This is a genomic window from Rhizobium sp. AG207R, from assembly GCF_027109195.1.
GTDB classification, from domain to species: domain Bacteria; phylum Pseudomonadota; class Alphaproteobacteria; order Rhizobiales; family Rhizobiaceae; genus Rhizobium; species Rhizobium dioscoreae.
On sequence record NZ_JAEPVT010000011.1, the window covers coordinates 201,674 to 224,005 of the forward strand.

At 59.8% G+C, this 22,332-nt stretch carries 23 protein-coding genes and 1 pseudogene; 14 read left to right on the top strand and 10 right to left on the bottom strand.

Going from position 1 to position 22,332, the window contains the following annotated elements:
* Positions 1-4: 4 nt before the first annotated feature.
* Positions 5-1,654, bottom strand: coding sequence for a malonate decarboxylase subunit alpha (mdcA, locus tag JJQ51_RS25230; RefSeq protein ID WP_269245459.1), 1,650 nt, complete (start codon positions 1,652-1,654; stop codon positions 5-7).
* 173 nt (positions 1,655-1,827) lie between these two features.
* Between mdcA and madL the strand changes: the two genes are divergently transcribed.
* The 3 genes from madL (at position 1,828) to JJQ51_RS25245 (ending at position 3,948) form a co-directional block, all read left to right on the top strand.
* Positions 1,828-2,250 carry a malonate transporter subunit MadL gene (madL, locus tag JJQ51_RS25235; RefSeq protein ID WP_269245460.1) on the top strand — a complete coding sequence of 141 codons (423 nt, stop codon included), beginning with the start codon at positions 1,828-1,830 and terminating at the stop codon, positions 2,248-2,250.
* Positions 2,251-2,261: 11 nt separating this feature from the next.
* Positions 2,262-3,026 carry a malonate transporter subunit MadM gene (gene madM, locus JJQ51_RS25240; RefSeq protein WP_113353358.1) on the top strand — a complete coding sequence of 255 codons (765 nt, stop codon included), beginning with the start codon at positions 2,262-2,264 and terminating at the stop codon, positions 3,024-3,026.
* Between the two features lie 253 nt (positions 3,027-3,279).
* Entirely contained in the window at positions 3,280-3,948 is a 669-nt protein-coding gene (locus JJQ51_RS25245; protein WP_113353357.1) for a GntR family transcriptional regulator, read from the top strand.
* 252 nt (positions 3,949-4,200) lie between these two features.
* Here the strand turns inward: JJQ51_RS25245 and JJQ51_RS25250 are convergent, their stop codons facing one another.
* A complete protein-coding gene (locus JJQ51_RS25250; protein ID WP_269245461.1) occupies positions 4,201-5,094 on the bottom strand; it encodes a LysR family transcriptional regulator in 894 nt (297 codons plus the stop codon).
* Between the two features lie 175 nt (positions 5,095-5,269).
* Between JJQ51_RS25250 and JJQ51_RS32995 the strand changes: the two are divergent.
* Positions 5,270-5,377: pseudogene (locus tag JJQ51_RS32995) on the top strand (IMP dehydrogenase); the annotation flags it as partial.
* Positions 5,378-5,482: 105 nt separating this feature from the next.
* Positions 5,483-6,658, top strand: a complete 1,176-nt coding sequence (locus JJQ51_RS25260) for an MFS transporter (protein WP_269245462.1) — start codon at positions 5,483-5,485, stop codon at positions 6,656-6,658.
* Positions 6,659-6,760: 102 nt separating this feature from the next.
* On the opposite strand, the gene JJQ51_RS25265 is transcribed toward JJQ51_RS25260, so the two are convergent.
* On the bottom strand, positions 6,761-7,402 hold the full coding sequence (locus JJQ51_RS25265) for a GntR family transcriptional regulator (RefSeq protein WP_113420712.1): 642 nt from the start codon (positions 7,400-7,402) through the stop codon (positions 6,761-6,763).
* Positions 7,403-7,579: 177 nt separating this feature from the next.
* Here JJQ51_RS25265 and JJQ51_RS25270 point away from each other — a divergent pair, with 177 nt between their 5' ends.
* The 7 genes from JJQ51_RS25270 (at position 7,580) to JJQ51_RS25300 (ending at position 14,781) form a co-directional block, all read left to right on the top strand.
* Positions 7,580-9,004, top strand: a complete 1,425-nt coding sequence (locus tag JJQ51_RS25270; RefSeq protein WP_269245463.1) for a M20 family metallopeptidase — start codon at positions 7,580-7,582, stop codon at positions 9,002-9,004.
* Positions 8,997-10,673 (top strand): M28 family peptidase, encoded by a 1,677-nt coding sequence (locus JJQ51_RS25275; protein ID WP_269245464.1) that lies wholly within the window; start codon positions 8,997-8,999, stop codon positions 10,671-10,673. The genes JJQ51_RS25270 and JJQ51_RS25275 overlap by 8 nt, the downstream gene beginning before the upstream one ends.
* A 58-nt stretch (positions 10,674-10,731) precedes the next feature.
* A complete protein-coding gene (locus tag JJQ51_RS25280; RefSeq protein WP_113388765.1) occupies positions 10,732-11,586 on the top strand; it encodes a transporter substrate-binding domain-containing protein in 855 nt (284 codons plus the stop codon).
* 81 nt (positions 11,587-11,667) lie between these two features.
* Entirely contained in the window at positions 11,668-12,387 is a 720-nt protein-coding gene (locus tag JJQ51_RS25285; RefSeq protein WP_112721666.1) for an ABC transporter permease, read from the top strand.
* Positions 12,387-13,127 carry an ABC transporter permease gene (locus tag JJQ51_RS25290; RefSeq protein WP_113420714.1) on the top strand — a complete coding sequence of 247 codons (741 nt, stop codon included), beginning with the start codon at positions 12,387-12,389 and terminating at the stop codon, positions 13,125-13,127. Before JJQ51_RS25285 ends, JJQ51_RS25290 begins: the two co-directional genes overlap by 1 nt.
* Positions 13,124-13,891: an ABC transporter ATP-binding protein gene (locus tag JJQ51_RS25295; RefSeq protein WP_113353350.1), complete on the top strand. Its 768-nt coding sequence runs from the start codon at positions 13,124-13,126 to the stop codon at positions 13,889-13,891. Before JJQ51_RS25290 ends, JJQ51_RS25295 begins: the two co-directional genes overlap by 4 nt.
* Before the next feature lie 32 nt (positions 13,892-13,923).
* Positions 13,924-14,781 carry a transporter substrate-binding domain-containing protein gene (locus tag JJQ51_RS25300; protein ID WP_269245465.1) on the top strand — a complete coding sequence of 286 codons (858 nt, stop codon included), beginning with the start codon at positions 13,924-13,926 and terminating at the stop codon, positions 14,779-14,781.
* Between the two features lie 358 nt (positions 14,782-15,139).
* On the opposite strand, the gene JJQ51_RS25305 is transcribed toward JJQ51_RS25300, so the two are convergent.
* The 3 genes from JJQ51_RS25305 to JJQ51_RS25315 are packed head-to-tail and all read right to left on the bottom strand — an operon-like array spanning position 15,140 to position 16,857.
* The gene (locus tag JJQ51_RS25305; protein ID WP_269245466.1) at positions 15,140-16,075 is read right to left on the bottom strand and encodes an NADP-dependent oxidoreductase; all 936 of its coding nucleotides are present in this window, start codon (positions 16,073-16,075) and stop codon (positions 15,140-15,142) included.
* Positions 16,076-16,131: 56 nt separating this feature from the next.
* Positions 16,132-16,398, bottom strand: a complete 267-nt coding sequence (locus JJQ51_RS25310; RefSeq protein WP_269245467.1) for a hypothetical protein — start codon at positions 16,396-16,398, stop codon at positions 16,132-16,134.
* Positions 16,399-16,425: 27 nt separating this feature from the next.
* Positions 16,426-16,857 carry a CBS domain-containing protein gene (locus JJQ51_RS25315; RefSeq protein ID WP_113353581.1) on the bottom strand — a complete coding sequence of 144 codons (432 nt, stop codon included), beginning with the start codon at positions 16,855-16,857 and terminating at the stop codon, positions 16,426-16,428.
* 284 nt (positions 16,858-17,141) lie between these two features.
* Between JJQ51_RS25315 and JJQ51_RS25320 the strand changes: the two genes are divergently transcribed.
* Together JJQ51_RS25320 and JJQ51_RS25325 are read left to right on the top strand one after the other, a co-directional pair.
* Entirely contained in the window at positions 17,142-17,339 is a 198-nt protein-coding gene (locus JJQ51_RS25320) for a DUF2934 domain-containing protein (protein WP_113353347.1), read from the top strand.
* 125 nt (positions 17,340-17,464) lie between these two features.
* Positions 17,465-17,821 (top strand): avidin/streptavidin family protein, encoded by a 357-nt coding sequence (locus tag JJQ51_RS25325; protein ID WP_113353346.1) that lies wholly within the window; start codon positions 17,465-17,467, stop codon positions 17,819-17,821.
* A gap of 737 nt (positions 17,822-18,558) precedes the next feature.
* On the opposite strand, the gene JJQ51_RS25330 is transcribed toward JJQ51_RS25325, so the two are convergent.
* From JJQ51_RS25330 to JJQ51_RS25345, 4 genes are all read right to left on the bottom strand, one after another.
* A complete protein-coding gene (locus tag JJQ51_RS25330; RefSeq protein ID WP_113353345.1) occupies positions 18,559-19,332 on the bottom strand; it encodes an ABC transporter permease in 774 nt (257 codons plus the stop codon).
* Positions 19,316-20,086 carry an ABC transporter ATP-binding protein gene (locus tag JJQ51_RS25335; protein ID WP_173002534.1) on the bottom strand — a complete coding sequence of 257 codons (771 nt, stop codon included), beginning with the start codon at positions 20,084-20,086 and terminating at the stop codon, positions 19,316-19,318. Before JJQ51_RS25335 ends, JJQ51_RS25330 begins: the two co-directional genes overlap by 17 nt.
* A 74-nt stretch (positions 20,087-20,160) precedes the next feature.
* The gene (locus JJQ51_RS25340) at positions 20,161-21,162 is read right to left on the bottom strand and encodes an ABC transporter substrate-binding protein (protein WP_113353344.1); all 1,002 of its coding nucleotides are present in this window, start codon (positions 21,160-21,162) and stop codon (positions 20,161-20,163) included.
* A gap of 47 nt (positions 21,163-21,209) precedes the next feature.
* On the bottom strand, positions 21,210-22,292 hold the full coding sequence (locus JJQ51_RS25345; RefSeq protein ID WP_113353343.1) for a 4-oxalomesaconate tautomerase: 1,083 nt from the start codon (positions 22,290-22,292) through the stop codon (positions 21,210-21,212).
* Between the last annotated feature and the right edge of the window lie 40 nt (positions 22,293-22,332).

Below are 22,332 nucleotides of genomic sequence, written 5' to 3' on the forward strand. Positions count from 1 at the left end.
TGGCCTACCAATTGCGGAACCGGGAAGGCGGCCTGTAGAGGCCGCCAGAGGCGAGCATCAGATCCTTGATGGAATGCGCGGCCAGCAGACTGCGATCGGCATCCAGGGGATCAATTCCAAGGTCTTCGGGACGCTGGATGACTTTGCGCTGACGTAAGTGCTCCACCATCTTGCGGTCTCGGGCGCGACCGACTTCGGTGTAACCGGCCACGCCGCGGACCGCCTGTTCCCGCTCGTCCCTGTCGCGACACAACAGCAGATTGGCGATCCCCTCTTCGGTCACGATATGGGTCACGTCATCACCGTAAACCATCACGGGAGCCAGATCGAGCTGTAGCTTGTCGGCCAGATCCAGGGCGGCCAGACGCTCGACGAACATCGGCACCATGCCATCGCCGAAGGTTTCGCCGATCTGGACGACCAGTTTGCGGCCCCGGCGCAGGGCAGGGGTGGCAGCGGAGGGATCGGCTTCCCGGCCGGCGCGCAGCCAGGCCTCGCTCGGATGGCGCCGGCCCCGTGCGTCCGATCCCATATTGGGGGCGCCGCCGAAACCCGCGACCCTGCTGCCGGTCACGGTCGAACTGTTGCCGGCAAGGTCGATCTGCAAGGTCGAGCCGATGAACATGTCGCAGGCATAGAGTCCGGCGGTCTGGCAAAAGGCGCGGTTGGAACGTAGCGAGCCGTCAGGCCCGGTGAAAAAAATGTCGGGGCGAGCCCGCATATAGTCTTCCATACCCACTTCGGAGCCGAAGGAATGGATCTGCTCCACCCATCCGGCTTCGATGGCGGGGATCAAGGTGGGATGAGGGTTCAGTGCCCAATGCGTGCAGACCTTGCCCCTCAATCCCAGCCGCTCACCGTAAGTCGGCAGCAGCAGCTCGATGGCCGCCGTATTGAAGCCGATGCCATGGTTCAGGCGGCGCACGCCATAGGGCATATAGAGCCCCTTGATCGCCAGCATGGCGGTCAGGATTTGCGTTTCGGTAATCGCCGCCGGATCGCGGGTGAACAGTGGCTCCACATAGAAGGGTCGCTTGGCATCCACGACGAAATGAACCTGGTCGGCGGGAATGTCGACGCGCGGCACGCGGTCGACGATCTCGCCCACCTGCGCGACGACCAGCCCCTTGCCGAAGCTCGTCGCCTCCACCACCGTTGGCGTGTCTTCCGTATTCGGCCCGGTATAGAGATTTCCCTCTCTGTCCGCGCTGACGGCGGCGATGAGCGCCACCTTGGGCGTCAGATCAATAAAATAGCGGGCGAAGAGTTCCAGATAGGTATGGACCGCACCCAGTTCGATCTGGCCGCCGAACATCATGCGCGCGATGCGAGCCGACTGCGGGCCGGAATAGGAAAAATCGAGCCTTCGGGCGATGCCGCTTTCGAAAATGTCGAGATGCTCCGGCAGGACCACACCCGACTGTACCATATGCAGGTCGTGTATCTTGGCGACATCGACCTTGGACAGCGCCTTGGCCAAAAGGTCCGCCTGCTTCTGGTTGTCACCTTCGAGGCAGACGCGATCTCCAGGCTTCAGGATCGCTTCCAGGAAAGCGACGAGCTGCTGCGGGTCGACGAGCTTGCCGGCAGAGAAACGCTGGCCGGCCTCGAGACGCGCTAGCCTGTCGCGACCTTTCGTATTCCAATCAAGCATTTGATAGCCCTATGTATGCGCAAGAGCGTGTTTCTGGAAATATAATGTACACACAATTGCGAAAACTGCAACAAAGTGTATTTTAAAATCGTCGCGCGGTCTATCCGTATGCATTGGAGGGGAAAAATGGTGAACTCGTATTTCTATCGAAGCGCATGCGGGGAGGATCGCTCATGATGATCTCTGGTGTCGCGATGCTTGCCCTTTGCACCCTCTTGGGAAGCATCCTCGGTGATCTCTTGGGGGTAGCGCTGGGCGTGAAGGCGAATGTCGGCGGTGTCGGCATTGCCATGATCCTGCTTATCGCCACGCGGCTTTGGCTGAGTAGGCGGGGCTTGTTGACGCTGCCGCTCAAACTCGGTGTCGAGTTCTGGGGCGCTCTCTACATCCCGATCGTCGTCGCCATGGCGGCGCAGCAAAACGTGTTGGTGGCCGCGCGCAGCGGTCCGCTGGTGCTGATCGCCGGTATCGTGACGGTTTTCGTTTGTTTCGCGACCGTCGCCCTGATGAGTCGCATCGGCGAGAGAGGCGAAACGATGGACGAAATCGAAACGAGGGCCAGGGGTGAGCTTGCCACCTCCAGCAATCCGGTCTGAGGGAGGCCGCCATGGAGATCTTGAAACACGGCTTGACCGCCAACAGCCTGCTTACCGCATTCGCCATCGTCGGATTGGTCATGTGGCTGTCGAACGCCATTTCGAAACATGTCCTGTTCGGCCGTGTCCACGGCTCGGCCATCGCGATCGTTCTGGGGCTCGCCGCCGCCTTCGCGGCTGGTTTGTGGACCGGAGGCGAGAAAGGGGTGGTGGATATTCCAATCCTGAGTGGCATCGGCCTCATGGGCGGAGCCATGCTGCGCGATTTCGCCATCGTCGCCACGGCCTTCGAGGTCGATGTCGGCCAAGCACGCAAGGCTGGCGCTGTCGGTGCGCTTGCCCTTGGCCTCGGCACGGTTCTTCCGTTCATTGTCGGCTCGTTGCTCGCCGTCGCTTTCGGCTATACGGATGCGGTATCCATAACGACGATCGGCGCCGGTGCCGTTACCTACATCGTGGGACCTGTGACGGGTGCCGCTCTGGGCGCAAGCTCGGCCGTGATCGCGCTGTCGATTGCGACCGGTGTTTTCAAGGCGGTCCTTGTCATGGTCGGAACACCGATCGTGGCCAAGGCGATCGGTCTCGACAATCCCCGCAGCGCTATGGTGTTCGGCGGCCTGATGGGAACCGTCAGCGGCGTGTCCGGCGGCCTGGCGGCGACCGATCGCCGTCTCGTCCCCTATGGCGCACTGACGGCGACGTTTCACACGGGGCTGGGCTGCCTTGTAGCGCCTTCGATCCTTTATCTCGCCGTCAGGGCGATTGCAGGGGGCTGAAACAAAATGGGGAAAGCCGGTCGAACCGGTGCAGAAAAAGGCTTTTAGATGCCGCATCCTGCACGGGATCGCCGGTACGATTTGGGCGCCCGGCTATACCCCGATGCTTGCCGATCCAGCCGTCGTCGATGGCCTCCTCGCCAGCAGGCAAAACGGGCCGGATGCGGCACCATGCTTCATATCGATTGCTATCTGTCGAATTGGATGGTGTAAAACTGAATGGTTGCCCGCCAAATCGGAAACAAGGTTTGACATGACGGAATTTGACGAAGCTGGATCGATCGGTCAGCGCATTAAACTGGTGCTGATGGATGAGATTTCCTCCGGCGCCATAAGGCCCGGCACAAGCCTGGACGAGGCAACGCTCAGCAGCCGCTTCGGCGCTTCCCGCACGCCGGTAAGGGATGCTTTACGTCAGTTGGAGGCGATCGGGCTCGTCGAGATTCGTCCGCGGCGAGGCGCAACCGTCCTGCCGCTGACCTTGCCGCGGCTGATGGAGATGTTCGAAGTGACCGCCGAGATGGAATGCATGTGCGTCCGTCTGGCGACCCATCGGATAACGGGCGTGGAGCGCGCGGTTATGACCGAAATTCATGAGCGTTCCGAACTCGCGGCGAAGGCAGACGACTTTGAACAGTATGATAAGCTCAATTTGTCCTTCCACGAAACGCTATATCGCGGTGCGCATAACGAGTTTCTGTTTGATGAATTGATGAGGCTGCGGGCAAGACTGCTGCCATTCCGCAGGACTCAGCTGCGGCAACCGAAGCGATTGACGGCTTCATTCCTTGAGCACGAGGCGATCCTGCGCGCCATGATCCGGGGCGATGCGACGGAAGCGGCCCTAGTCATGCGCGAACATATGCTGAATGCGGCCTTGGCATTGGCGCGCTACATGGAAATCGACGAGGCAGCGGAATGAACAGCCGAACGATTCCACCGTCGCGCAAGCTGTCCGGATCTCAGGATGCATCCGGCAGGCTACAACCTATCCCAATCTGATCCCGCCCTAAAGCTCGGATCAATCACAGGAATTGCTGCCGCTGCGGCTGATTGATTTTAGCGGGCTGAGCAGCATCCGAGCCGCCTCCCAAGTCCGCTGCGGCTTCTCGATTGGCCTGACCGCCCTCCGGCACCGATAACAGCGCCTTGGTCGGATCGTTGGTGTTTGACTTCAGCCTCTTTCGCGAAGGGCATCGATGACGACGGAGAATGCGCGAAGATTCTGTCGGCGGCTGGGATAATAGAGGTAGTAGCCCGCGAATTTCGGACACCAGTCGTCGAGGACAAGTTGAAGTCGCCCCGCCTCCAGATGGTGCTCGACATAGCTTTCCGGAACGTAGGCAATTCCGTGTCCGTCGAGAGCGGCCGATATCATCTCGCGATCGGTATTAAACGTGAGCTGGCCCTCGACCCTGACCCGGATCTCCTCTCCGTCCTTCTCGAACTCCCAGGCATAGAGACCGCCGATGCGGCCGAGGCGTCGACGAATGCAGTTGTGACGCATCAGCTCCTGTGGGGTCAGCGGTGCTGATCGGGTTCTAAAGTACTCTGGCGAGCCGACCGCCACCAGCCTCCAGTCGGGGCCGATGCGTACCGCGATCATGTCCTTCTCGAGGCTTTCGCCAAGCCTGACGCCGGCATCGAACCCGTCCGCGACGATGTTGCGGAAGCTGCCATCGACGCTGAGTTCAAGCTTGATATCAGGGTAATCGGCAAGGATGGACGACAATTTCGGCCACACGACACTTTCCATGGCGTGGTTGGAAAGCGTGATCCTGACGGTTCCTGCCGGGCGTTCCCGATAGACGGTCAAGGCTTCGATGTCCGCTTCGATCTCGGCGATGCGAGGCGACAGGGACTGTTGGAGCCGTTCGCCCGCCTCCGTCAGTCCAACGCTTCTCGTCGTGCGCGCCAGCAGGCGCATGCCAAGACGTTCTTCAAGTTTCTTCACCGCATGACTGAGCGTCGATTGGGATGTGCCCAGCTTTGCGGCCGCTTTCGTGAAGCTCCGTTCCTCGGCGACGGCCAGGAACACCAGCAGTTCGTTGAAATTTTCCCGTGGCATGAGCTTGTCCTATCCGATAATCGCGGGCCGAATTAATATCAATTTTCGATAGGTTCATGCAAATTACCCCATCTAATCCGATTTATCGAGCGATGCTATGTATTCTCCCGAATGCGAAACGGACAGGCGCAACGCGCCCCGACGGGAGACCGGGCCATGCTCGCGACAATCATTCATCAATCGCGGAAAGGTCTTCGATCTGGCGGTTCCGCTTGCCGATGTCGCGCATGGTTACAAGGCCATGGATGAGTGCCGGGCCATCAGGGCACTGCTCGGGATGTGAGGAGCAGGCCATGAAGAAAAGGCAATTCATCGCCGCGACGAGCGCCCCTGCCACCATCAAGACTTTCCGCTGAACAGCGCGTTCAGGCAACTTTGGACAATTGTTATGGAAACCACCTATGACCGCGCCGTCGAGCGTGCGGCCAGCCCATGGGCCGCGATCATCTGCATGACGCTGATGACCTTTACCCTCGTCGCTTCCGAGTTTCTTCCCGTCAGCCTGCTAACCCCGATCGCAGAGGAGCTTGGCATTACCGCGGGGCAGGCGGGGCAGGCGATTTCCGTTTCCGGATTTTTCGCGGTCGTCACCAGCCTGTTCAGCAACACGGTGCTGGGGCGGCTGGATCGGCGAACGGTGGTCCTGTCCTATACGATCGTGATGGTGCTCTCGGGTCTGGCGATCACATTCGCGCCCAACTATCTCGTCTTCATGCTCGGCCGCGCGCTGATCGGCATCGCGATCGGCGGTTTCTGGTCGCTGTCCACCTCTATCGTCGCGCGCATCGCTGCCGAACAGGACATTCCAAAGGCCCTCGCCATGCTGCAGGGCGGTACTGCTTTGGCCACGGTCATCGCTCAGCCGTTGGGAAGCTTCCTCGGCGGATTGATAGGCTGGCGCGGTGCCTTCTTCATCGTCGTTCCGGTCGGCATCATCGCCTTCGTCTGGCAAATCTTCGCCTTGCCGCGAATACCCGGCGGTTCGAAGAATGACGGGGGCGGTCCGCTCGGGTTGCTGCGAAACCGCGTCTTGGCAATCAGCATGGCCGCCATGTCCTTCTTCTTCATGGGCCAATTCGCGCTATCGACCTATCTTCGACCGCTCCTTGGAGATGTGACGAGGCTTGATGTGAACGAGCTGTCGGTCGTGCTCCTCGGCATCGGCGTGTTCGGCCTGCTAGGCACGTCCTTGATCGGCTTCCTGCTGCGAGCGCATCTGGATGCCGTCCTCGCCGGATTCCCCGCGGCGCTCGCCGCGATCGCTCTGCTGCTGATCCCGCTCGCACCTTCCGGTATTGCGGTCGCCGCGCTCCTCTGCCTGTTCGGGTTCTTCGCCACGCCCATTCCTGTTGCCTGGAACATATGGATGACCCGGGCCATCCCAGACAAACTCGAGGCCGGCGGCGGGCTGCTGGTGGCGCTGATCCAGGCGGCAATCACCGCCGGTGCCTTCACAGGCGGGCTGCTGTTCGACGGCGTCGGGTGGTGGAGCCCATTCGCCTATAGCGGTGTTCTGTTTCTGGCGGCCGCCATCATTGCGTTCACGGCAAGACGGTCCGAATGATCTGGGACAGATCCAGGCGCGGATAGGCCCGCGATGTGAAATGGGGTCGCGGCCCCGGCCGATAGCCTCGCAGGGCATGCCCCAGGCTGTGGTCGATATCAATCATGTCTGCAAAATATGCCTGCGGGTCAGTTCCTTGAGCATATCGACGTCGCGCTTCTCTATTGCATCGATCATCTGCTGGTGCTCGCGGCCGGACTGCTCGATGCGGGCTCGGGTTCGCCATTGCGAGACCGGTGCCGACGAGGTGCGTTGCCGGATTTCGGTGATGAGTTCGACAAGCTCCTGATTTCCTGCAAGTACCAGCAGGTAGCGGTGAAAAGCGAGATTGGCTTCGTAAAGCTCGAGCATGGTGCCATTGAGCACCAGATCATCGAAGCGCGAAGCCAGCGCGCGCAAATTGGCAATATCCGCATCGCCGGCATTGGCGACGATGCGATCGCTGATCGCCACTTCGAGGATCACGCGGATATCGCTTACTTCCTGGGCGCGGCGCCCGTCCTGCTCGTGCACGTGATAGCCGCGATTGGGAATGTGCTCGACAAGCCGCTTCTGCACGAGGCGGTCGAGCGCCCGTCGCACCTGCGGCCTCGTACAACTGTACCGACGCTCCAGATCGATCTGCTTCAGCCATGTTCCCGGTGGGAGCCTGCCCGCGAGGATGTCCTGGAGAATGAGCTCGGTCACGTCGGGCGCCTCTCCTCCGTGCGACCGCGCCGCCGCTTCAGCTTCCAGCGAGTTCATGCAGCTCTCCCAGACCTTCCCAAGTTGGCGATGACTATCATAGGTCCACATTTTTCAACACGGCGCGCGCTATGGCTGCCAAAAAAATATTCATGCTCATCTCTTGCGCATCCGTTCTTATTGGCACATAAATTGGTACCAATTTAGTATCCATTATATGAGGCGGATGGCAAGTCCATGCAAAATTCCGAGGCGGTCTGGGACATTGTCGAAAGGAAAAGCGCGGAATTCTTCGCGCTTAGCGATCGGATCTGGGACATTCCTGAAACGAACTACCTGGAATACAGATCCGCCGAAGAACATGCCGCGATGCTTGGGCGTCAGGGGTTTCGTGTCGAGCGCGGCATCGCCGGCCTGCCGACGGCTGTCATGGGCGAAGCGGGCGAGGATGGTCCGGTCATCGCGATCCTCGGCGAGTTCGATGCGCTGCCCGGATTGAGCCAGGAAGCCGGTGTCGCGGAAGAGCGGCCTCTGGTCGATGGCGGCAATGGCCATGGCTGCGGCCATAACATGCTGGGCGCCGGCTCGATGCTCGCGGCGGCCGCGGTCAAGGATTTCCTCGCGGAAAACGGCCTGAAGGGCAGGGTGCGCTATTACGGTTGCCCGGCCGAGGAGGGTGGATCCTCCAAGGGCTTCATGGTTCGTGCTGGCGTTTTCGATGATGTCGATATCGCGATCTCCTGGCATCCGGCGGCCTTCGCCGGCGTCAACAATCCCATTTCGCTCGCCTGCAACGAGATCAATTTCCATTTTTCCGGCCGTGCCTCGCACGCTTCTGCCACGCCTCATCTTGGCCGCAGCGCGCTGGATGCGGTCGAGCTGATGAATGTCGGTGTCAACTACATGCGCGAACACATGCCGTCGACGGCGCGCATCCACTATGCCGTCACCGATACCGGCGGCGCGGCCCCCAATGTCGTGCAGGCGCGCGCCACCGTGCGTTATCTCGTGCGGGCGCGGACCCTGCCGGAACTCCTTTCGCTGGTCGCCCGGGTCAAGAAGGTGGCCGAGGGTGCCGCCTTAATGACAGAGACGACGGTTCGCAGCGAGATCATCAGCGGCGACGCCAATCTCGTTGGCAATACACCGCTCGAGGAATGCATGTTCGCGCAGCTGAATCGGCTCGGGCCGCCCGTGTTTGACGACGCGGATCGCGAGACCGCGCTGAAGTTTCAGCAGACCTTCAGCGCGGAGGATATTGCCGCTTCCTACGGCCGATTTGCATTGAAGCCGAAGAAGGGCCAGGCGCTCTGTGAGGAAATCTTTCCGTTGAACGCCGGCGATGGCACCCTGGTCGGCTCGACCGATGTCGGAACGGTCAGCTGGGTCGTCCCGACCGTGCAGATGCGCGGCGCCACCTATGCGATCGGCACGCCCGGCCACTCCTGGCAGCTCGTCGCGCAGGGCAAGCTGCCTGTCGCTCACAAGGGCACCGAACATGCCGCCAAGGTGATGGCGAGCACGGCCGTCGAACTCATCCGCAATCCCGCGCTCATCGCGGCCGCCAAGGAAGATCACAAAGCACGCCTCGAAGGTACGCCCTTCGTCAACCCGATCCCGGACGATGTCGAGCCGCCGCTGCCGGAGAAGGCCAATGGCTAAGGCCGGTCTGAAGCCCGATCGCGCGCGCTTGATGGCGCATATCGGCGAATTCGCGCGCCGAGTAAAGCTTTCGGGCACGGCCGAAGAGCTGGAAAGCTTCCGCTATCTCCAGGCTGAGATGGACGGCTTTGGCTATCGCACGCGGCTTCTGTCGCACGATGCCTTCATCAGCTTGCCACGTGCCGCCACGGTTGAGATCGATGGCAAGAACCTTCGTTGCATCACGCATTCCATGTCGATCTCGACACCAGCCGCGGGAGTAACCGGCAATCTCATCCATGTCGGCGAGGGAACCGAAGCCGATTTCGCCGGCAAGGATATCGCCGGCAAGATCGTTCTGGTCGATGGTATCGCGACCGAAGAAGTGGCCGCGCTTGCGAGTGCTTTCGGCGCGCTCGGCGAACTTCACATCAGTCCGAACGAGCATCTCTATGAGATGTGCGTCTCCCCGGTCTGGGGCAGCCCGTCGCAACACACGCGCGACAGGCTGCCGACGACCGTCATCTGCTCGATCGCTAAGGATGATGGCGGCCGCCTGCGTGAAAGGCTTGCGCGCGGAGAGGCGGTGACTGCAACGCTTTGCGCGGAGGTGGACACGGGTTGGCGCAAGACGCCGTTGCTTGTTGCCGAGCTTCAACCGAAAGGCGACGATGGACCTTTCGTCCTGTTTTCCGGCCATCATGACACCTGGCATTTCGGGGTCATGGACAATGGCGGCGCCAATGCGACGATGCTCGAGGCGGCGCGCCTGCTCGCGCTTCGTGCCTCGGAATGGCGCAGGGGCTTGCGCATATGCTTCTGGTCCGGTCATTCCCATGGCCGCTACTCCGGCTCAGCTTGGTACGCCGACGAGTATTTCGACGAACTCGATCGCCGCTGCGCCGTCCATGTCAATGTCGATTCCACCGGCGGCGAGGGTGCTACCGTCCTCACCAATTCCGGTGTGATCGACGAACTCAGGCCCTTGGCTGCGGATGTGATCGAGCGTGTGACCGGACAGAAACACGCCGGCAGGCGTCATGGCCGCGCCGCGGATCAGTCCTTCTGGGGCATCGGTATTCCCTCGATGTTCGGCAGCCTCAGCCATCAGCCGCCGGGACCCGTCAAGATGCTGACGGCGCTTGGATGGTGGTGGCATACGCCGCACGACACCGCCGAACATATCGATCCGGACAATCTTTGCCGGGACACGGCGATTGTTCTCGAAGTTCTCTGGCGGCTGCTGACTTTGCCCGTCTTGCCGCTGGATTACACTCAATATGCCGCCTCCCTCGACGAGCAGATTGGGCAATTGCAGGCAGCGCTTGCCGGCCGTCTCGATATCTCCGGCTTGTCCCGGGCCATAGAAGACTTGCGCGTCAACGCAAATTCGCTTCTGCAGGTGAGGGATCCCAAGCCGGAACGAGCGGCGCGGATCGATGCCTCGCTGATGCATGCCGGGCGGCATCTGGTGCCGCTGAACTATACGAGCGGCGAACGCTTCCATCCTGATTCCGCGCTACCGCACGTCGCCTGGCCCTCTCTGGAAGGGCTGCGCTCGCTGGCGAGACTGGATGAGGGCGCGCAGGATACCGCTTTCTACGTCGTTCACGCGCGTCAGACGAGAAATCGCATCGCTTACGCGCTGCGGGAGGCCAATGCCGCCCTGCGAGCGGCTCTGGAGAACTGACGCCGAGAATACCGGATCTGACAAAAGGCCGCTTAGGCGGCCGAAAAGGGGAACGAAGATGAAAAACAGAAAAATGCTTGCCGCCGTATTCGGCATGATTGCCTCCCTTGCTCCGCTGACCGCCGGCGCCAAAGACTGGACGCAGGTGAAGGTCGGCATCGAAGGCGCGTTCCCGCCGTGGAACCTGATGGATTCAAGCGGCAAGCTTGCCGGCTTCGACGTCGATCTCATCAACGATCTCTGCAAGCGCGCCAAGGTCGATTGCGAGTTGATCGCCGGCGAATGGAACGCGATGATCCCAAGCCTGAATGCCGGCAAATTCGATCTGGTGATGACGCTCGGCATCAACGATAAGCGCAAACAGGTGGTCGATTTCACCGTACCCTATGCGAGCGGTGTCGCAAGCTTCCTGCTCGTGAAGGATGGATCGGTTTCACCTCTCCCGATGACGGGTGAGCGGCTCAATCTCAACGACAAGGCGAAAGCGGATCCGGTGATGGCGGAGATCGGCAAGGCCTTGAAGGGCAAGACGGTCGGTGTCGTCCAGTCGACCAGCCAGGAGCAGCTGATCAATTCCTATTTCGGATCCGATGTGACGGTGCGTGCCTATAAGAGCTCCGGAGAGCGCGATCTTGATCTCAAGGCAGGCCGCATCGATGCCGGCTTCGACAGCGGCGTCTATGAAACCTCCGTACTCGCCAAACCCGGCAACGACGATCTGATGATGTCCGGCCCCCTGGTGAAGGGTGCGATGTTGGCAACGGAGGTCGCTCTCGGCATGCGCAAGGGCGAGACCGATCTGAAGGCGAAATTCGACGATGCCATCAAGCAAGCGGCCAAGGATGGCACGATCAAGCAGCTCTCGGAAAAATGGAGCAAGATCGACCTGACGCCGACCTTCGAGGCCAATTGAGCGCGTCCCGCATCCACCGTTCCCGGCCGAGGCTAAGACCATGACTTCCCCTGCGCACATCCATTCTTTCAGGTCAAGCGGATGAACCAGCCAACCCTATTCGAGCTTGCTGGCTTCGGTCCGGATGGCTGGGGTCATGCTCTCCTGGCCGGCGCCTGGATGACCATTCTTGTCGCGATTTCCGGCTATGCAGTCGGCGCCTGCATCGGAACGCTCGGCGCGTGGGGCAAGATCGCCGGCAACCGGATTGCACGCGCCACGGCGGATGCCTATACGACGGTTCTTCGCGGCATCCCCGATCTGCTGGTCATCTATCTCTTTTACTTCGGCGGCAGCGCGGTCGTCACGGCCATCGGTAAGATGTTCGGAGCGGAGGGCTTCCTCGGTTTTCCGGGTTTCCTCGCCGGTTCCCTGGCCGTCGGCGTCACGTCCGGTGCGCAGTTCACGGAGGTGCTGCGCGGCGGGTTCAAGGCCGTGCATCCCGGTGAGATCGAGGCCGCCATCGCCTGCGGAATGCCGCGCTGGCTGCGCCTGCGCCGGATTATCGCGCCGCTGACCTTGCGTCATGCGCTGCCGGGGCTCGGTAACGTCTGGCAGGTTGTTCTCAAGGAGTCGGCGCTGGTCTCGATCACTGGCGTCGCCGAATTGCTGCGTCAGGCGCAGGTCGGCGCGGGCTCCACGGGACTGCCGTTCGATTTCTACCTGATCGCAGGGGTGATCTATCTGATGATCTCGACCCTATCCAGCCTGATCATCCAGCAAGCAGAGCGCCATCTGTCGCGCGGTGTGAGGAAACGCTGATGGATTGGCAATTCCTTGAAGAGACTTTCGTGAGCCTTGTCGCGGCGATCCCGTTGACGATCGAACTCGCGGTGACGTCGATCTGCCTCGGCGCCATCCTCGCATTGCTTCTGGCGCTTGCTCGCCTATCGGGCGTCACCGTCCTCGACTGGTTTGCCCGGCTCTACGTTTTCGTCTTTCGCGGCACGCCGTTGCTCGTCCAGATCTTCCTGATCTACTACGGTCTCGGCCAGTTCCCCGTCATCCGTCACAGCATTTTCTGGCCATTTCTGCGCGATCCCTATTGGTGCGCCGTCCTGGCGCTGACACTGAATACCGCGGCCTACGCCAGCGAAATCATCCGCGGCGGTCTGCTCTCGGTGCCGCATGGGCAGGTGGAGGCTGCGCGCGCCTGCGGCATGCATCGACTCATGATGTTCCGGCGCATCATCCTGCCGCTTGCCATCCGTCAGGCGCTGCCGGGCTACGGCAACGAGATGATCTCGATGGTGAAGGCGACATCGCTTGCCTCGATCATCACGCTGATGGAAGTCACGGGCGTCGCGGCGAAGATCATTTCGGAGACCTACCGCGCCATCGAGGTCTTCGTCGTTTCAGGTGCCATCTACCTGGTGATCAACTTCGTGCTGACACGCCTCATCCAGTTTGCCGAGTATCGGCTGAGCCCGCATCTGCGCCCGCCCGTGCCGGTGACGCACGATACCGCCGCCGGGGCGGCCCCCGTAGGAGATCCGCGATGACTGCCACGCCAATCGCACTCAGCGTGCGCGACATGCACAAGAGCTTTGGACCGATCGAGGTGCTCAAGGGTATCTCGCTCGATGCGCTGGAAGGCGACGTCGTCTCGATTCTCGGTTCTTCAGGCTCCGGAAAATCGACATTCCTGCGATGCATCAATTTGCTGGAGACGCCCGATTCCGGTGAGGTGACCGTGGCGGGCGAAACGATCCGCATGCAGCGCACAGCCCGCGGCGCCCATCGTCCAGCCGATGGAAGGCAGGTCGATCGCATCCGTTCCCAACTCGGCATGGTGTTCCAGAGCTTCAATCTCTGGTCCCACAAGACGGTGCTCGAGAACGTGATCGAGGCGCCCGTCCACGTCCAGGGCCGTTCGCGCGCCGAATGCATCGAGGAAGCGGAAGCGCTGCTCGCCAAGGTCGGCATCGCCGACAAGCGCAATTTCTACCCGGCTCATCTTTCGGGGGGCCAGCAACAGCGCGCGGCCATCGCGCGCGCCCTCGCCATGCATCCGAAGGTCATGCTGTTCGATGAACCGACATCGGCGCTCGACCCCGAGCTCGTGGGCGAGGTCCTGAGGGTCATGCGCGCGCTCGCCGAGGAGGGACGCACCATGCTCGTCGTTACGCATGAGATGGGCTTTGCGCGCGATGTCTCGAGCCGCGTCATCTTCCTGCACAAGGGCGTCGTCGAGGAAGACGGCAAGCCGCAGGATGTCTTTGCCGGTTCACGTTCCGAGCGCTTCCGCCAGTTCATCAGCCAATAATTTCAAGTTCAATCACAATGGGGAACTCGATCATGAAATACCTGACCGGACTTCTAACCGCGCTCATGATGGTCGCCACGTTCGCGACGGCGAGCGTCGTGCGCGCCGAGGACAAAAAGTGGACGCATGTCACCATCGCGACCGAAGGTGCTTTTCGCCCATGGAATTTCACCAAGGCGGACGGCAGCCTGGACGGATATGAGATCGAACTGATCAAATATCTCTGCGATCACATGAAAGTCGAATGCACGACCGTCATCCAGCCCTTCGACGGCATGATCCCGGCGCTCAATGCGGGCAAATTCGACGCGATCATTTCCGGCATGTCGGCGACCGCAAAGCGGGAGGAGGTCATTGCCTTTAGCGATTCCTACGGCACCACCGGCCAGACGTTCGCAACCCTGAAGGATTCCTCCCTTGTCGATCTTCCCATGAAGGGCCAGGTGTTTTCCCTCGCGACGGATGAAGCCGGTGCGGCCAAGGCGCTGAAGGAACTCGAACCGATGCTCAAGGGCAAGACGATCGGCGTGCAGACGGCATCGATCGCGGCAACCTTCCTCGACAAATATCTGAAGGGCGTTGCCAATATTCGCGAATACAAGACGACCGAGCAGCATGACCTCGACCTGAAGGCCGGCCGCGTCGATCTCATCATGGCGTCGATGGCCTATCTGTCGACGGCGGCGGCAAAACCCGGCAATGAAGATATGACCGTGACCGGACCGCGCTTCCAAGGCGGCCTCCTCGGCCGCGGCAGTTCCGTCGGTCTGCGCAAGGACGACACCCAGCTGAAGGCGATGTTCAACGATGCGATCGCGGCGGCAAAAGCCGACGGCACGATCGCGAAGCTGTCTCAGAAATGGTTCGGCTTCGACGTGACCCCGAATTAAATCCAGAACGAAGTCAAACGGTCCCCCCGCTGCATGGCCTTTGATCGTGCCGGGCAACGGCGGCGAAATGCTCTTTCAAACCTGTCATCCCGATGGCGCGCCGGTCATCGGGATGACCTGGATGGCCGGCTCAGGCGCGTCGGCGAGAGTTGCCTGGGTGCCAAGGCGATTATTTGGCCGTCAAGCGGCGTTATTGCAGTCGGATCGAGCTAGGCGTTCTTGATCGTCCTTGCATTGACGGAATGGAATTCCAGAATTGCACGACTGCTGTGCAACCACACCGGACAGCTTGGTCTACCATCACCCTTCCGATCGGTTGAAATAAGTCCAGTGTCGGCAATCCATCTATCTTCGCCGATCAGTCCACGCTCAGAACGATTTTTCCTTGGACGTGCTCGTTTTCCAGGGTTCGTTGAGCGTTTGCGGCCATATCAAGCGGAAAAACCTTGTGAAGCAGGACTTTGACCTGCCCTTGTTCTATCAGATCGACGATTTCATGAAGCTGGCCCGCATTCGGCGTGGCCATATAGCCGGCAACCCGGATATTACCGGATACGGTGTCCGGTCGTTCCGGCTCGCCTAGTGTCGACACCAGAACGCCTCCGTTCTTGATAACTTCGAACGAGCGCTTTTGTGTTTCACCCCCGACAAGGTCGAAGACCATATCGACGGGATCGAGCATATCCTCGAAACGTTCGGACTTGTAGTCGATGACCTGATCCGCTCCAAGGCGCCGGGCAAGATCGATGTCCAGCCCCGAAACAGTCGTTGCGACCCAAGCTCCCTTGGCCTTCGCGAACTGGATCGCGAAATGGCCCACGCCTCCACCCCCTCCATGGATCAGAACCCGCTGCTCGCTTCGAAGGCGGCCATGATCAAACAATCCCTGCCATGCGGTCATGGCGGCGAGCGGAATGGCCGCGGCTTCCTCGAAACTGATCGAGGATGGCATTTTCGTGAGCAACGCAGCCGGAACGGCGACATATTCCTCGTAGCCGCCCCGCTTCATGTCGAGGAACGCGATCACGCGATCGCCGCTGGCAAAGCCGGTTGCTTTGTGACCAAGAGCCTCGACAGTGCCCGCGAGATCGCGTCCGGGAACGATCGGCAGGTCATCTTGCTTGACCGCGGGATAGCCACCCTTGCGGATCTTCCAGTCGACGGGATTGACACTTGCTGCCGCGACCTTGACCAAAATCTCGTTTTCACCGGGGGAGGGCCGTTCGATCTGGTCAAGCCGCAAGACATCGGCATCGCCGAACTCATGCATTCTAATGGCCATCATCTTGGGCATGTTAAACCGCCTTTCCAGGAATAATCGCTGCCGCCGGCGTAAGACCGCCGCCGACATCACGACCGATTGATGAATTTATTGAAGCGACTTTCGCGACCGTCCTCCGTCTCTTCCTGATGGAGGAACGCCAACTTGTTATCGTCGAAGATCCGGAAGAATTCGTCCCAGCCGATTTCTTCGAAGTTGTGCTCGGGCTCACCAAAATCGATCCGCAAAAGGCCGCCATTGCCGCCGGCGCTTTTCACACGTGATGGACGGCCGTCTCTTGCTTCCACCCATTTACGGATTGTTTCATGGTCCGTGGTTGTTTTCGATGCGGACATGGCGTCGTTCCTTCGATAATTGCTGGTTCAGGTCTGCGAATGCGCTCCACCGGGTCTGGAGATTTCGGCGAGCGCGGGACCGGCGGACCCATCAGCCATGGAAACAGCGAGATCTCCGAGCGAGAGTATGCCGACCAGCCGCTTGTCTCGGTTGAGCACCGGCAGCCGCCGCACCTGGATGTTCCCCAGGTTTGTCATCACGTCGTCGACATCATCGTCTTCGAAGCAGTATTTAACTTCTGCCGACATCACGTCACTGATCCTGGTGTCGGGTCCCTTGCCGCGTGCGACAGCGCGGACTGTAATGTCGCGATCCGTGATCATGCCCACGAGCTTGTCGTTCTCGCCGACAGGAAGAACGCCGGCATCCAGATCGGCCATCATGACCGCGGCGTCGCGAATGGAATGATTAGGATTTGCGACGCGCACGTCGCGCGTCATTGCTGCGTTCACTTGCATGTCTCTGTCCTCCTTGAAAGAGAGACCCCAACTCGCGTGGGCATCCAGAGTTCCTTCATCGGAGCAAAGGCAGCTGAAAAATGCATCGCCGACTGCCAAAGCGGAACTTTCAGCCATGCCTCCTGAGCTTGCGCCATCTTCGGCGAGCCACCACCGCGCGCTCAACCTGCACGCGCTTCTCCGCAATAAATTATCCAGAGGGAACTTTCGATTTCCTGGTCGATTAGATCGCTGACGCTGTCCAAGCTTTTAGAAATCCGCATTCAACATCAAGGAGCAAGTCAATGGATGATGATGAAGCCAAGCGCCGCGAGCGAGCTTATAGGATCTGGGAGGAAGAAGGGCGGCCCGACGGACGCGATCTCGATCATTGGCAACGGGCCGAAGAGCAGCACCAAGAGACGGAACGCGAAGCCGAAACATCTCCGGTCTCTAAAGGCAAAGGGAAAAAAGCAGCCTATGGGCGTCCTATTCGTGAATAACGCTCCGTAAGTCTGCCGGCGTCTGTGTGAGGATTGTCGAGGAATTCGGTTGACCAGACGTCCGGAACAGGCCCGCAACGCCTGATCGACTTGCCGCCCACAAAAACGTCAAGGAGACATCCATCATGAGCTGGACTGGAATTTGGCGCAATCAATATGGCTCGACGGTCAAGATAACCGACGAGCAGGATGGTTTAATCAGAGGGACATTCAAGACCGCGCTGCAAGACAGTGTCTTTTTTGGCTCCGAGTTGCCGGTGGCTGGCGTTTGGTTCGATGATTGCATAAATTTCGCTTTTGGAATGGCGGGCGAAGGTTCGACCTCCATCTGCTCATTCACCGGAATGTTGCGCGAGAAAAAGCTCCAGACGATCTGGCATGTTGTGACCAGCAAGAAGCCCGAGCAATCCGGTAGGGCGCGAAAGCTCGGTTGGGCTCATTCCGTGCAAACCAACGCCGATACGTTCGAGCAAATATCCTAGTGTGCGCCGCGGAGTGTCGGTTCCAGCCGGACGTTGCGTATCAGCATCCCAAGAGCGAAGGGAGTTGATGCGCTATCCTCCCTCCAGTCCGACCCGCCCACGGCTTAGAGCCTGAGCTTAATTCAGCCGCAGCAAGAGGTCGTTGTATTTCGATTTTCTTCTATGAGCCATCGATTGCGCGACTTATAGCTCGCTGGCCGGGCGCCGGCTCGATCATGTATCCAATCGGCCTTTGTAGCCTGTGGCATCGTACTCCGGCCCACATTTGCGGTCTTTTACGAGTAAGGACCCTTTTCCCACGCGTGCAATACAATCCTCGCGGTTGGTTCTCCGTATCAGCGCTCGCCCTAAACGACGGGCTGGCGATAGAAGCTCACCGACGCGCTTTAAAGGCGGGATGAATTCGGAGCCATACGCCATCTCAGTGGCTCGCGAACCCTACCAGAAACTGCTCGGATCGTTGTCCCGTAATGGGCGCCCACGAGCTTCATCATTTTGCCGCTCATGAATGGAGTCCGACGGAAACAAAGCCGTTCCGCGTGTAATGCGCAATCAGCCTTAAGTTGGAGAGAGCGAGCGATAGAGTCCGATGTTCGCCACGCCTCGGTCTCTTCCGACGCTGACAATCGTCTCAGAGACCCTCTTGCCGATTTCCGTATCCGGCCTCGTTGCGGCGAACCGCGAACATGTGCGGATACATGCTCGCCGGTTTCCTTCTCTCTCCGACCGTGGCGCAATTAGGTGGTCCGTTCCGCCGCGCGGGGACGCCACTTGATCAGGCGAGCTTCGACGAAATCCAGGACGAGATCGATCAATAGGACGAACACCGCCAGGATGAAGATGCCCGCGAAGACGCCGACGGCATCGAAGTTACCTTCCGCCTGCGCGATGAGGTATCCCAGGCCGGCCGACGCACCCAGATATTCACCGATGATGGCGCCGACGACCGCGAACCCCACGGATGTTCGAAGCGAAGACAGAATCCAGCTCGCCGCGGCCGGGAAATAGACGTGACGCAGGAGCTCGGACTTCTTCGCGCCGAGGATACGGGCGTTCGACAGCACGACGGGATTGACTTCACGCACGCCCTGCATTGCGTTGAAAAAGGTCACGAAGAACACGAGCGTGACGGCGAGCGCCACCTTGGACCAGAGCCCCAGACCGAGCCAAAGGACAAAGATCGGAGCAAGGACCACGCGCGGGATGGCGTTCAGGCCTTTGATGAATGGATCGAGGATCCGAGCAGCCGAGCGCGACAGGCCGAGCCATACTCCCGCAGCCACGCCGAGAGCCGTGCCGATAACGTAGCCGAGCACTGTTTCGGTCAAGGTAATGGTCACATGCTTGAAGAAGCTGGGATCGGCAACCCATGCGAACACCTGCTTTATGATATCGACGGGCGAGGGAAAGAAGAAGACATCGACCACGCCGAGGTTCACGCCGATCTCCCAACCGCCGACGATCATCAGCAGCAATGCCAGTTGGGTAAGTCTCTCAGTCATGGCGTTCATAGCTTTTCTCCACTTCACCGCGCAGGGAAGCCCAAATATTGCGATAGAGGTCAGTAAAACGGGGATCGAGCTTGATCTCCGCGACATCGCGAGGACGCTCCAGATCGACAGGGAAACTGTCGATGACGCGCGACCGGGGACCTGACGCCAGAACCACGACACGATCCCCCAGGGCAATCGCTTCCTCGAGATCATGCGTAATCAGAACCACAGCCCGCCGCTCTTCCTGCCACAGGCGAAGCAGTTCATTTTGCATGAGATGCCGGGTATGAATGTCCAAGGCGGAGAATGGCTCGTCCATGAGGATGACTTTCGGCCCCGTTATCAGCGCCTGCGCCATTTGCACACGCTTACGCTGGCCGCCGGAAAGCTGATGCGGATAGCGGTCCTCAAAGCCTTTAAGACCGACCTTGGCCAGCCATTTGAGGGCCCGCTCCCGGCGCTCGCCAGCGCCGACACCTTGGAACAAGGGGCCCAGTTCCACGTTCTCGATCGCGGTTTTCCAAGGGAATAGCGCGTCCTGCTGAAATAGATAGCCGATGTTATTCTGGACGCCCGAGACCACGCCGCCATCAATCGAGACCGAGCCCTTTGCCGGCTTGAGAAGGCCGGCGATCGCATTCAGGATCGTGCTTTTGCCACAGCCGGTCGGCCCCACGATGGCGACGAATTCGCCATCGGCCACCGTCAGATTTACATCCTGGACCGCGACGAAGGAGCCAAAGGACATGGTGACATTTTCGATTGCCACCATTGCCTTGGACGCCGCCGCTGCATGAGGTGTCTGTGTTGCCGGCTTTAAGGCTGTCACGGACATCTTAACCTCCCTTAGTTCGATGCCGTCGCCGGCACCTTCGCTACAAATTCGTTGGTATAGGTCTTGGAAAGGTCGATCTTGGCAGCCTTGACCTTGTCGTTGAACGACGTCAGGACATCGAGAGGCGTCTTGATATCTTTTTCGTCGAGCAGCCCGTCCGTGGAAAAGATCTGCCGCGCGTTTTCAACTGCCTTGATATACGTCTCCTTGTCGCCCGAAATGAATTCCGGCGGAAGCTTTTCGACAATCTCCGCGGCGCTATGCGTCTTCATCCATTGAAGCGCCTTTACCGTTGCATTGGTGACCTTCTGAATGGTCTCCGGATTCTTGGAGATGTAGTCCTGCGTGGCGTAAAGGACCGATGTCGGATAGATGCCGCCATAGATTTCCTTGGCGCCATCGTCATTGCGGGCGTCGATCAGGATCTTTCCGACGCCCTTCTCGACAACGAACGTCGCCGCGGGATCATAATTGACGAGCAGGTCGATCTTGCCCTGCTGAAGAGCCGCCACTGCCGCGGCGCCCGATCCGACGCCGATGATCGAAACGTCGTTCGCCGAGAGCTTATGCCGCTGAAGATAGTAGCGAATAAAGAAATCCGAGGACGATCCCGGAGCGGTGATTCCGATCTTGGCGCCCCTGATCGTTTGCGGATTTTTCGGATCGAATTTCGCGTCCTTGCCGCCAGCTAGAACGAGCCCGGAATTGCGCCCAAGCTCCACGAAGGCGACAACGTGCTTGTTCTGCGACTGCATCTGAATCGTATGGTCGTAAAAGCCGACAGCGACATCCGTCGAGCCGGCAACCAGGGCCTGCAAGGTCTTCGATCCGCCTGACGCGAAGTTTTCAACGGTAACCTCCAGCCCTTCTTTCTCATAAAGACCCAAGCCCTGCGCGACCGGGAAAGGCAGGTTGTTGAGGTTGTAGGAACCGACGCTTATGCGAACAGGTTCCGCCAAAGCCGTTCCGGACAGCGCTACCGCTGCCGCGAGTGCGAGAATAAGCTTTTTCATTTGATCTCCTCCATTTTGGCACCCTCCCGGCACCATAGGTTGATTGATTATGCTGCACAAACCAGCGTTTTGGCAGGCTTTGCAAAGACATGGCCCTCGAACAGCCTGCGCGCCGTGCGAAGAATCCCGGCGACGAGCTTCCCATCCCGCAACTGCAACTTCACGTCCAGATGGCCGCTGGGATGTTCGATGGAAAGCACGATAGGCGGTGTTTGAACGCCGATAAGGCGGGATGCGACGGTGTTTTCGCTTACACAGGCCGTTGCGATCCCGACAGCGCCTGTCGTCGCCAGTGACGGATGGCATTCGTTCGGCATGAAGTAGCGAACGTTCAATGCGCCGCCTTGTCGGGCGGGAGAGATGAGGACCGGTTTCGGAGTGACTTGACCGCGAACGTCACCCATTCCCATTTTCTCGCCGGCGAGGATGCGAAGGTCTTCCAGCCGTTCGATCAACGAATGATTGCTGTTCAGTTCGGCAGCGCTCTCGTATCCGGTCACGCCAAGCGAGGCTGCCTCGATCAGGAGCATCGGCATCGCGCAATCGATACAGGTCACATCGATGCCGGCGATCGTCTCTGTCGATTTGCCGCTTGGAAAAAGCTCACCCGTTCGCGCACCCGCCGCATCCTTGAACGTGAGCGCGATCGGAGCGGCCTGACCGGGTACGCCGTCAATTCTCGCGTCGCCGAGATAGGCGACCGCACCATTCGGCGTCGGAACCTCGGCTTCGATCATCTTGCCGGTGTTGACGTTGAAGATCTTGACGAGGGTGGTGTCTCCCGCGACCGGGACAAGCCCCGCCTCTATCGCGAACGGCCCAACAGCCGCCAACATGTTCCCGCAATTGGGTGAGGTATCGACGATCTGCCTGTCGACACGAACCTGCGCGAACAGATAGTCCACATCAGCACCGGGCACCGTTCCCGGTCCGCAGATGGCAACTTTGCTGGTGACCGGATTTCCTCCTCCGATACCATCGATCTGAAGCGGATGCCCCGAGCCCATCACGGACAAAAGCACCTGATCCCGCTCGGCCGGGTCCTGTGGCAGGTCCGACGCCAGAAAGAACGGGCCTTTCGAGGTGCCACCCCGCATCAGGACACACGGTATGGAGAGTAAATCATTCATGCGTTTTTCTCGCCATATGATGTGATTATCGTATTAATTC

What these genes read in the sequence shown, in the direction of transcription:
- JJQ51_RS25275 (WP_269245464.1), top strand. Translation starts at nt 8,997, where the DNA reads ATGGCTAAGGCCGGTCTGAAGCCCGATCGCGCGCGCTTGATGGCGCAT.
- JJQ51_RS25340 (WP_113353344.1), bottom strand. Translation starts at nt 21,162, where the DNA reads ATGAAAAAGCTTATTCTCGCACTCGCGGCAGCGGTAGCGCTGTCCGGA.
- JJQ51_RS25270 (WP_269245463.1), top strand. Translation starts at nt 7,580, where the DNA reads ATGCAAAATTCCGAGGCGGTCTGGGACATTGTCGAAAGGAAAAGCGCG.
- JJQ51_RS25335 (WP_173002534.1), bottom strand. Translation starts at nt 20,086, where the DNA reads ATGGTGGCAATCGAAAATGTCACCATGTCCTTTGGCTCCTTCGTCGCG.
- JJQ51_RS25325 (WP_113353346.1), top strand. Translation starts at nt 17,465, where the DNA reads ATGAGCTGGACTGGAATTTGGCGCAATCAATATGGCTCGACGGTCAAG.
- JJQ51_RS25310 (WP_269245467.1), bottom strand. Translation starts at nt 16,398, where the DNA reads ATGTCCGCATCGAAAACAACCACGGACCATGAAACAATCCGTAAATGG.
- JJQ51_RS25295 (WP_113353350.1), top strand. Translation starts at nt 13,124, where the DNA reads ATGACTGCCACGCCAATCGCACTCAGCGTGCGCGACATGCACAAGAGC.
- JJQ51_RS25280 (WP_113388765.1), top strand. Translation starts at nt 10,732, where the DNA reads ATGAAAAACAGAAAAATGCTTGCCGCCGTATTCGGCATGATTGCCTCC.
- JJQ51_RS25250 (WP_269245461.1), bottom strand. Translation starts at nt 5,094, where the DNA reads ATGCCACGGGAAAATTTCAACGAACTGCTGGTGTTCCTGGCCGTCGCC.
- JJQ51_RS25320 (WP_113353347.1), top strand. Translation starts at nt 17,142, where the DNA reads ATGGATGATGATGAAGCCAAGCGCCGCGAGCGAGCTTATAGGATCTGG.
- JJQ51_RS25245 (WP_113353357.1), top strand. Translation starts at nt 3,280, where the DNA reads ATGACGGAATTTGACGAAGCTGGATCGATCGGTCAGCGCATTAAACTG.
- JJQ51_RS25330 (WP_113353345.1), bottom strand. Translation starts at nt 19,332, where the DNA reads ATGAACGCCATGACTGAGAGACTTACCCAACTGGCATTGCTGCTGATG.
- JJQ51_RS25285 (WP_112721666.1), top strand. Translation starts at nt 11,668, where the DNA reads ATGAACCAGCCAACCCTATTCGAGCTTGCTGGCTTCGGTCCGGATGGC.
- JJQ51_RS25300 (WP_269245465.1), top strand. Translation starts at nt 13,924, where the DNA reads ATGAAATACCTGACCGGACTTCTAACCGCGCTCATGATGGTCGCCACG.
- JJQ51_RS25290 (WP_113420714.1), top strand. Translation starts at nt 12,387, where the DNA reads ATGGATTGGCAATTCCTTGAAGAGACTTTCGTGAGCCTTGTCGCGGCG.
- JJQ51_RS25305 (WP_269245466.1), bottom strand. Translation starts at nt 16,075, where the DNA reads ATGCCCAAGATGATGGCCATTAGAATGCATGAGTTCGGCGATGCCGAT.
- JJQ51_RS25345 (WP_113353343.1), bottom strand. Translation starts at nt 22,292, where the DNA reads ATGAATGATTTACTCTCCATACCGTGTGTCCTGATGCGGGGTGGCACC.
- madL (WP_269245460.1), top strand. Translation starts at nt 1,828, where the DNA reads ATGATGATCTCTGGTGTCGCGATGCTTGCCCTTTGCACCCTCTTGGGA.
- JJQ51_RS25260 (WP_269245462.1), top strand. Translation starts at nt 5,483, where the DNA reads ATGGAAACCACCTATGACCGCGCCGTCGAGCGTGCGGCCAGCCCATGG.
- mdcA (WP_269245459.1), bottom strand. Translation starts at nt 1,654, where the DNA reads ATGCTTGATTGGAATACGAAAGGTCGCGACAGGCTAGCGCGTCTCGAG.
- madM (WP_113353358.1), top strand. Translation starts at nt 2,262, where the DNA reads ATGGAGATCTTGAAACACGGCTTGACCGCCAACAGCCTGCTTACCGCA.
- JJQ51_RS25265 (WP_113420712.1), bottom strand. Translation starts at nt 7,402, where the DNA reads ATGAACTCGCTGGAAGCTGAAGCGGCGGCGCGGTCGCACGGAGGAGAG.
- JJQ51_RS25315 (WP_113353581.1), bottom strand. Translation starts at nt 16,857, where the DNA reads ATGCAAGTGAACGCAGCAATGACGCGCGACGTGCGCGTCGCAAATCCT.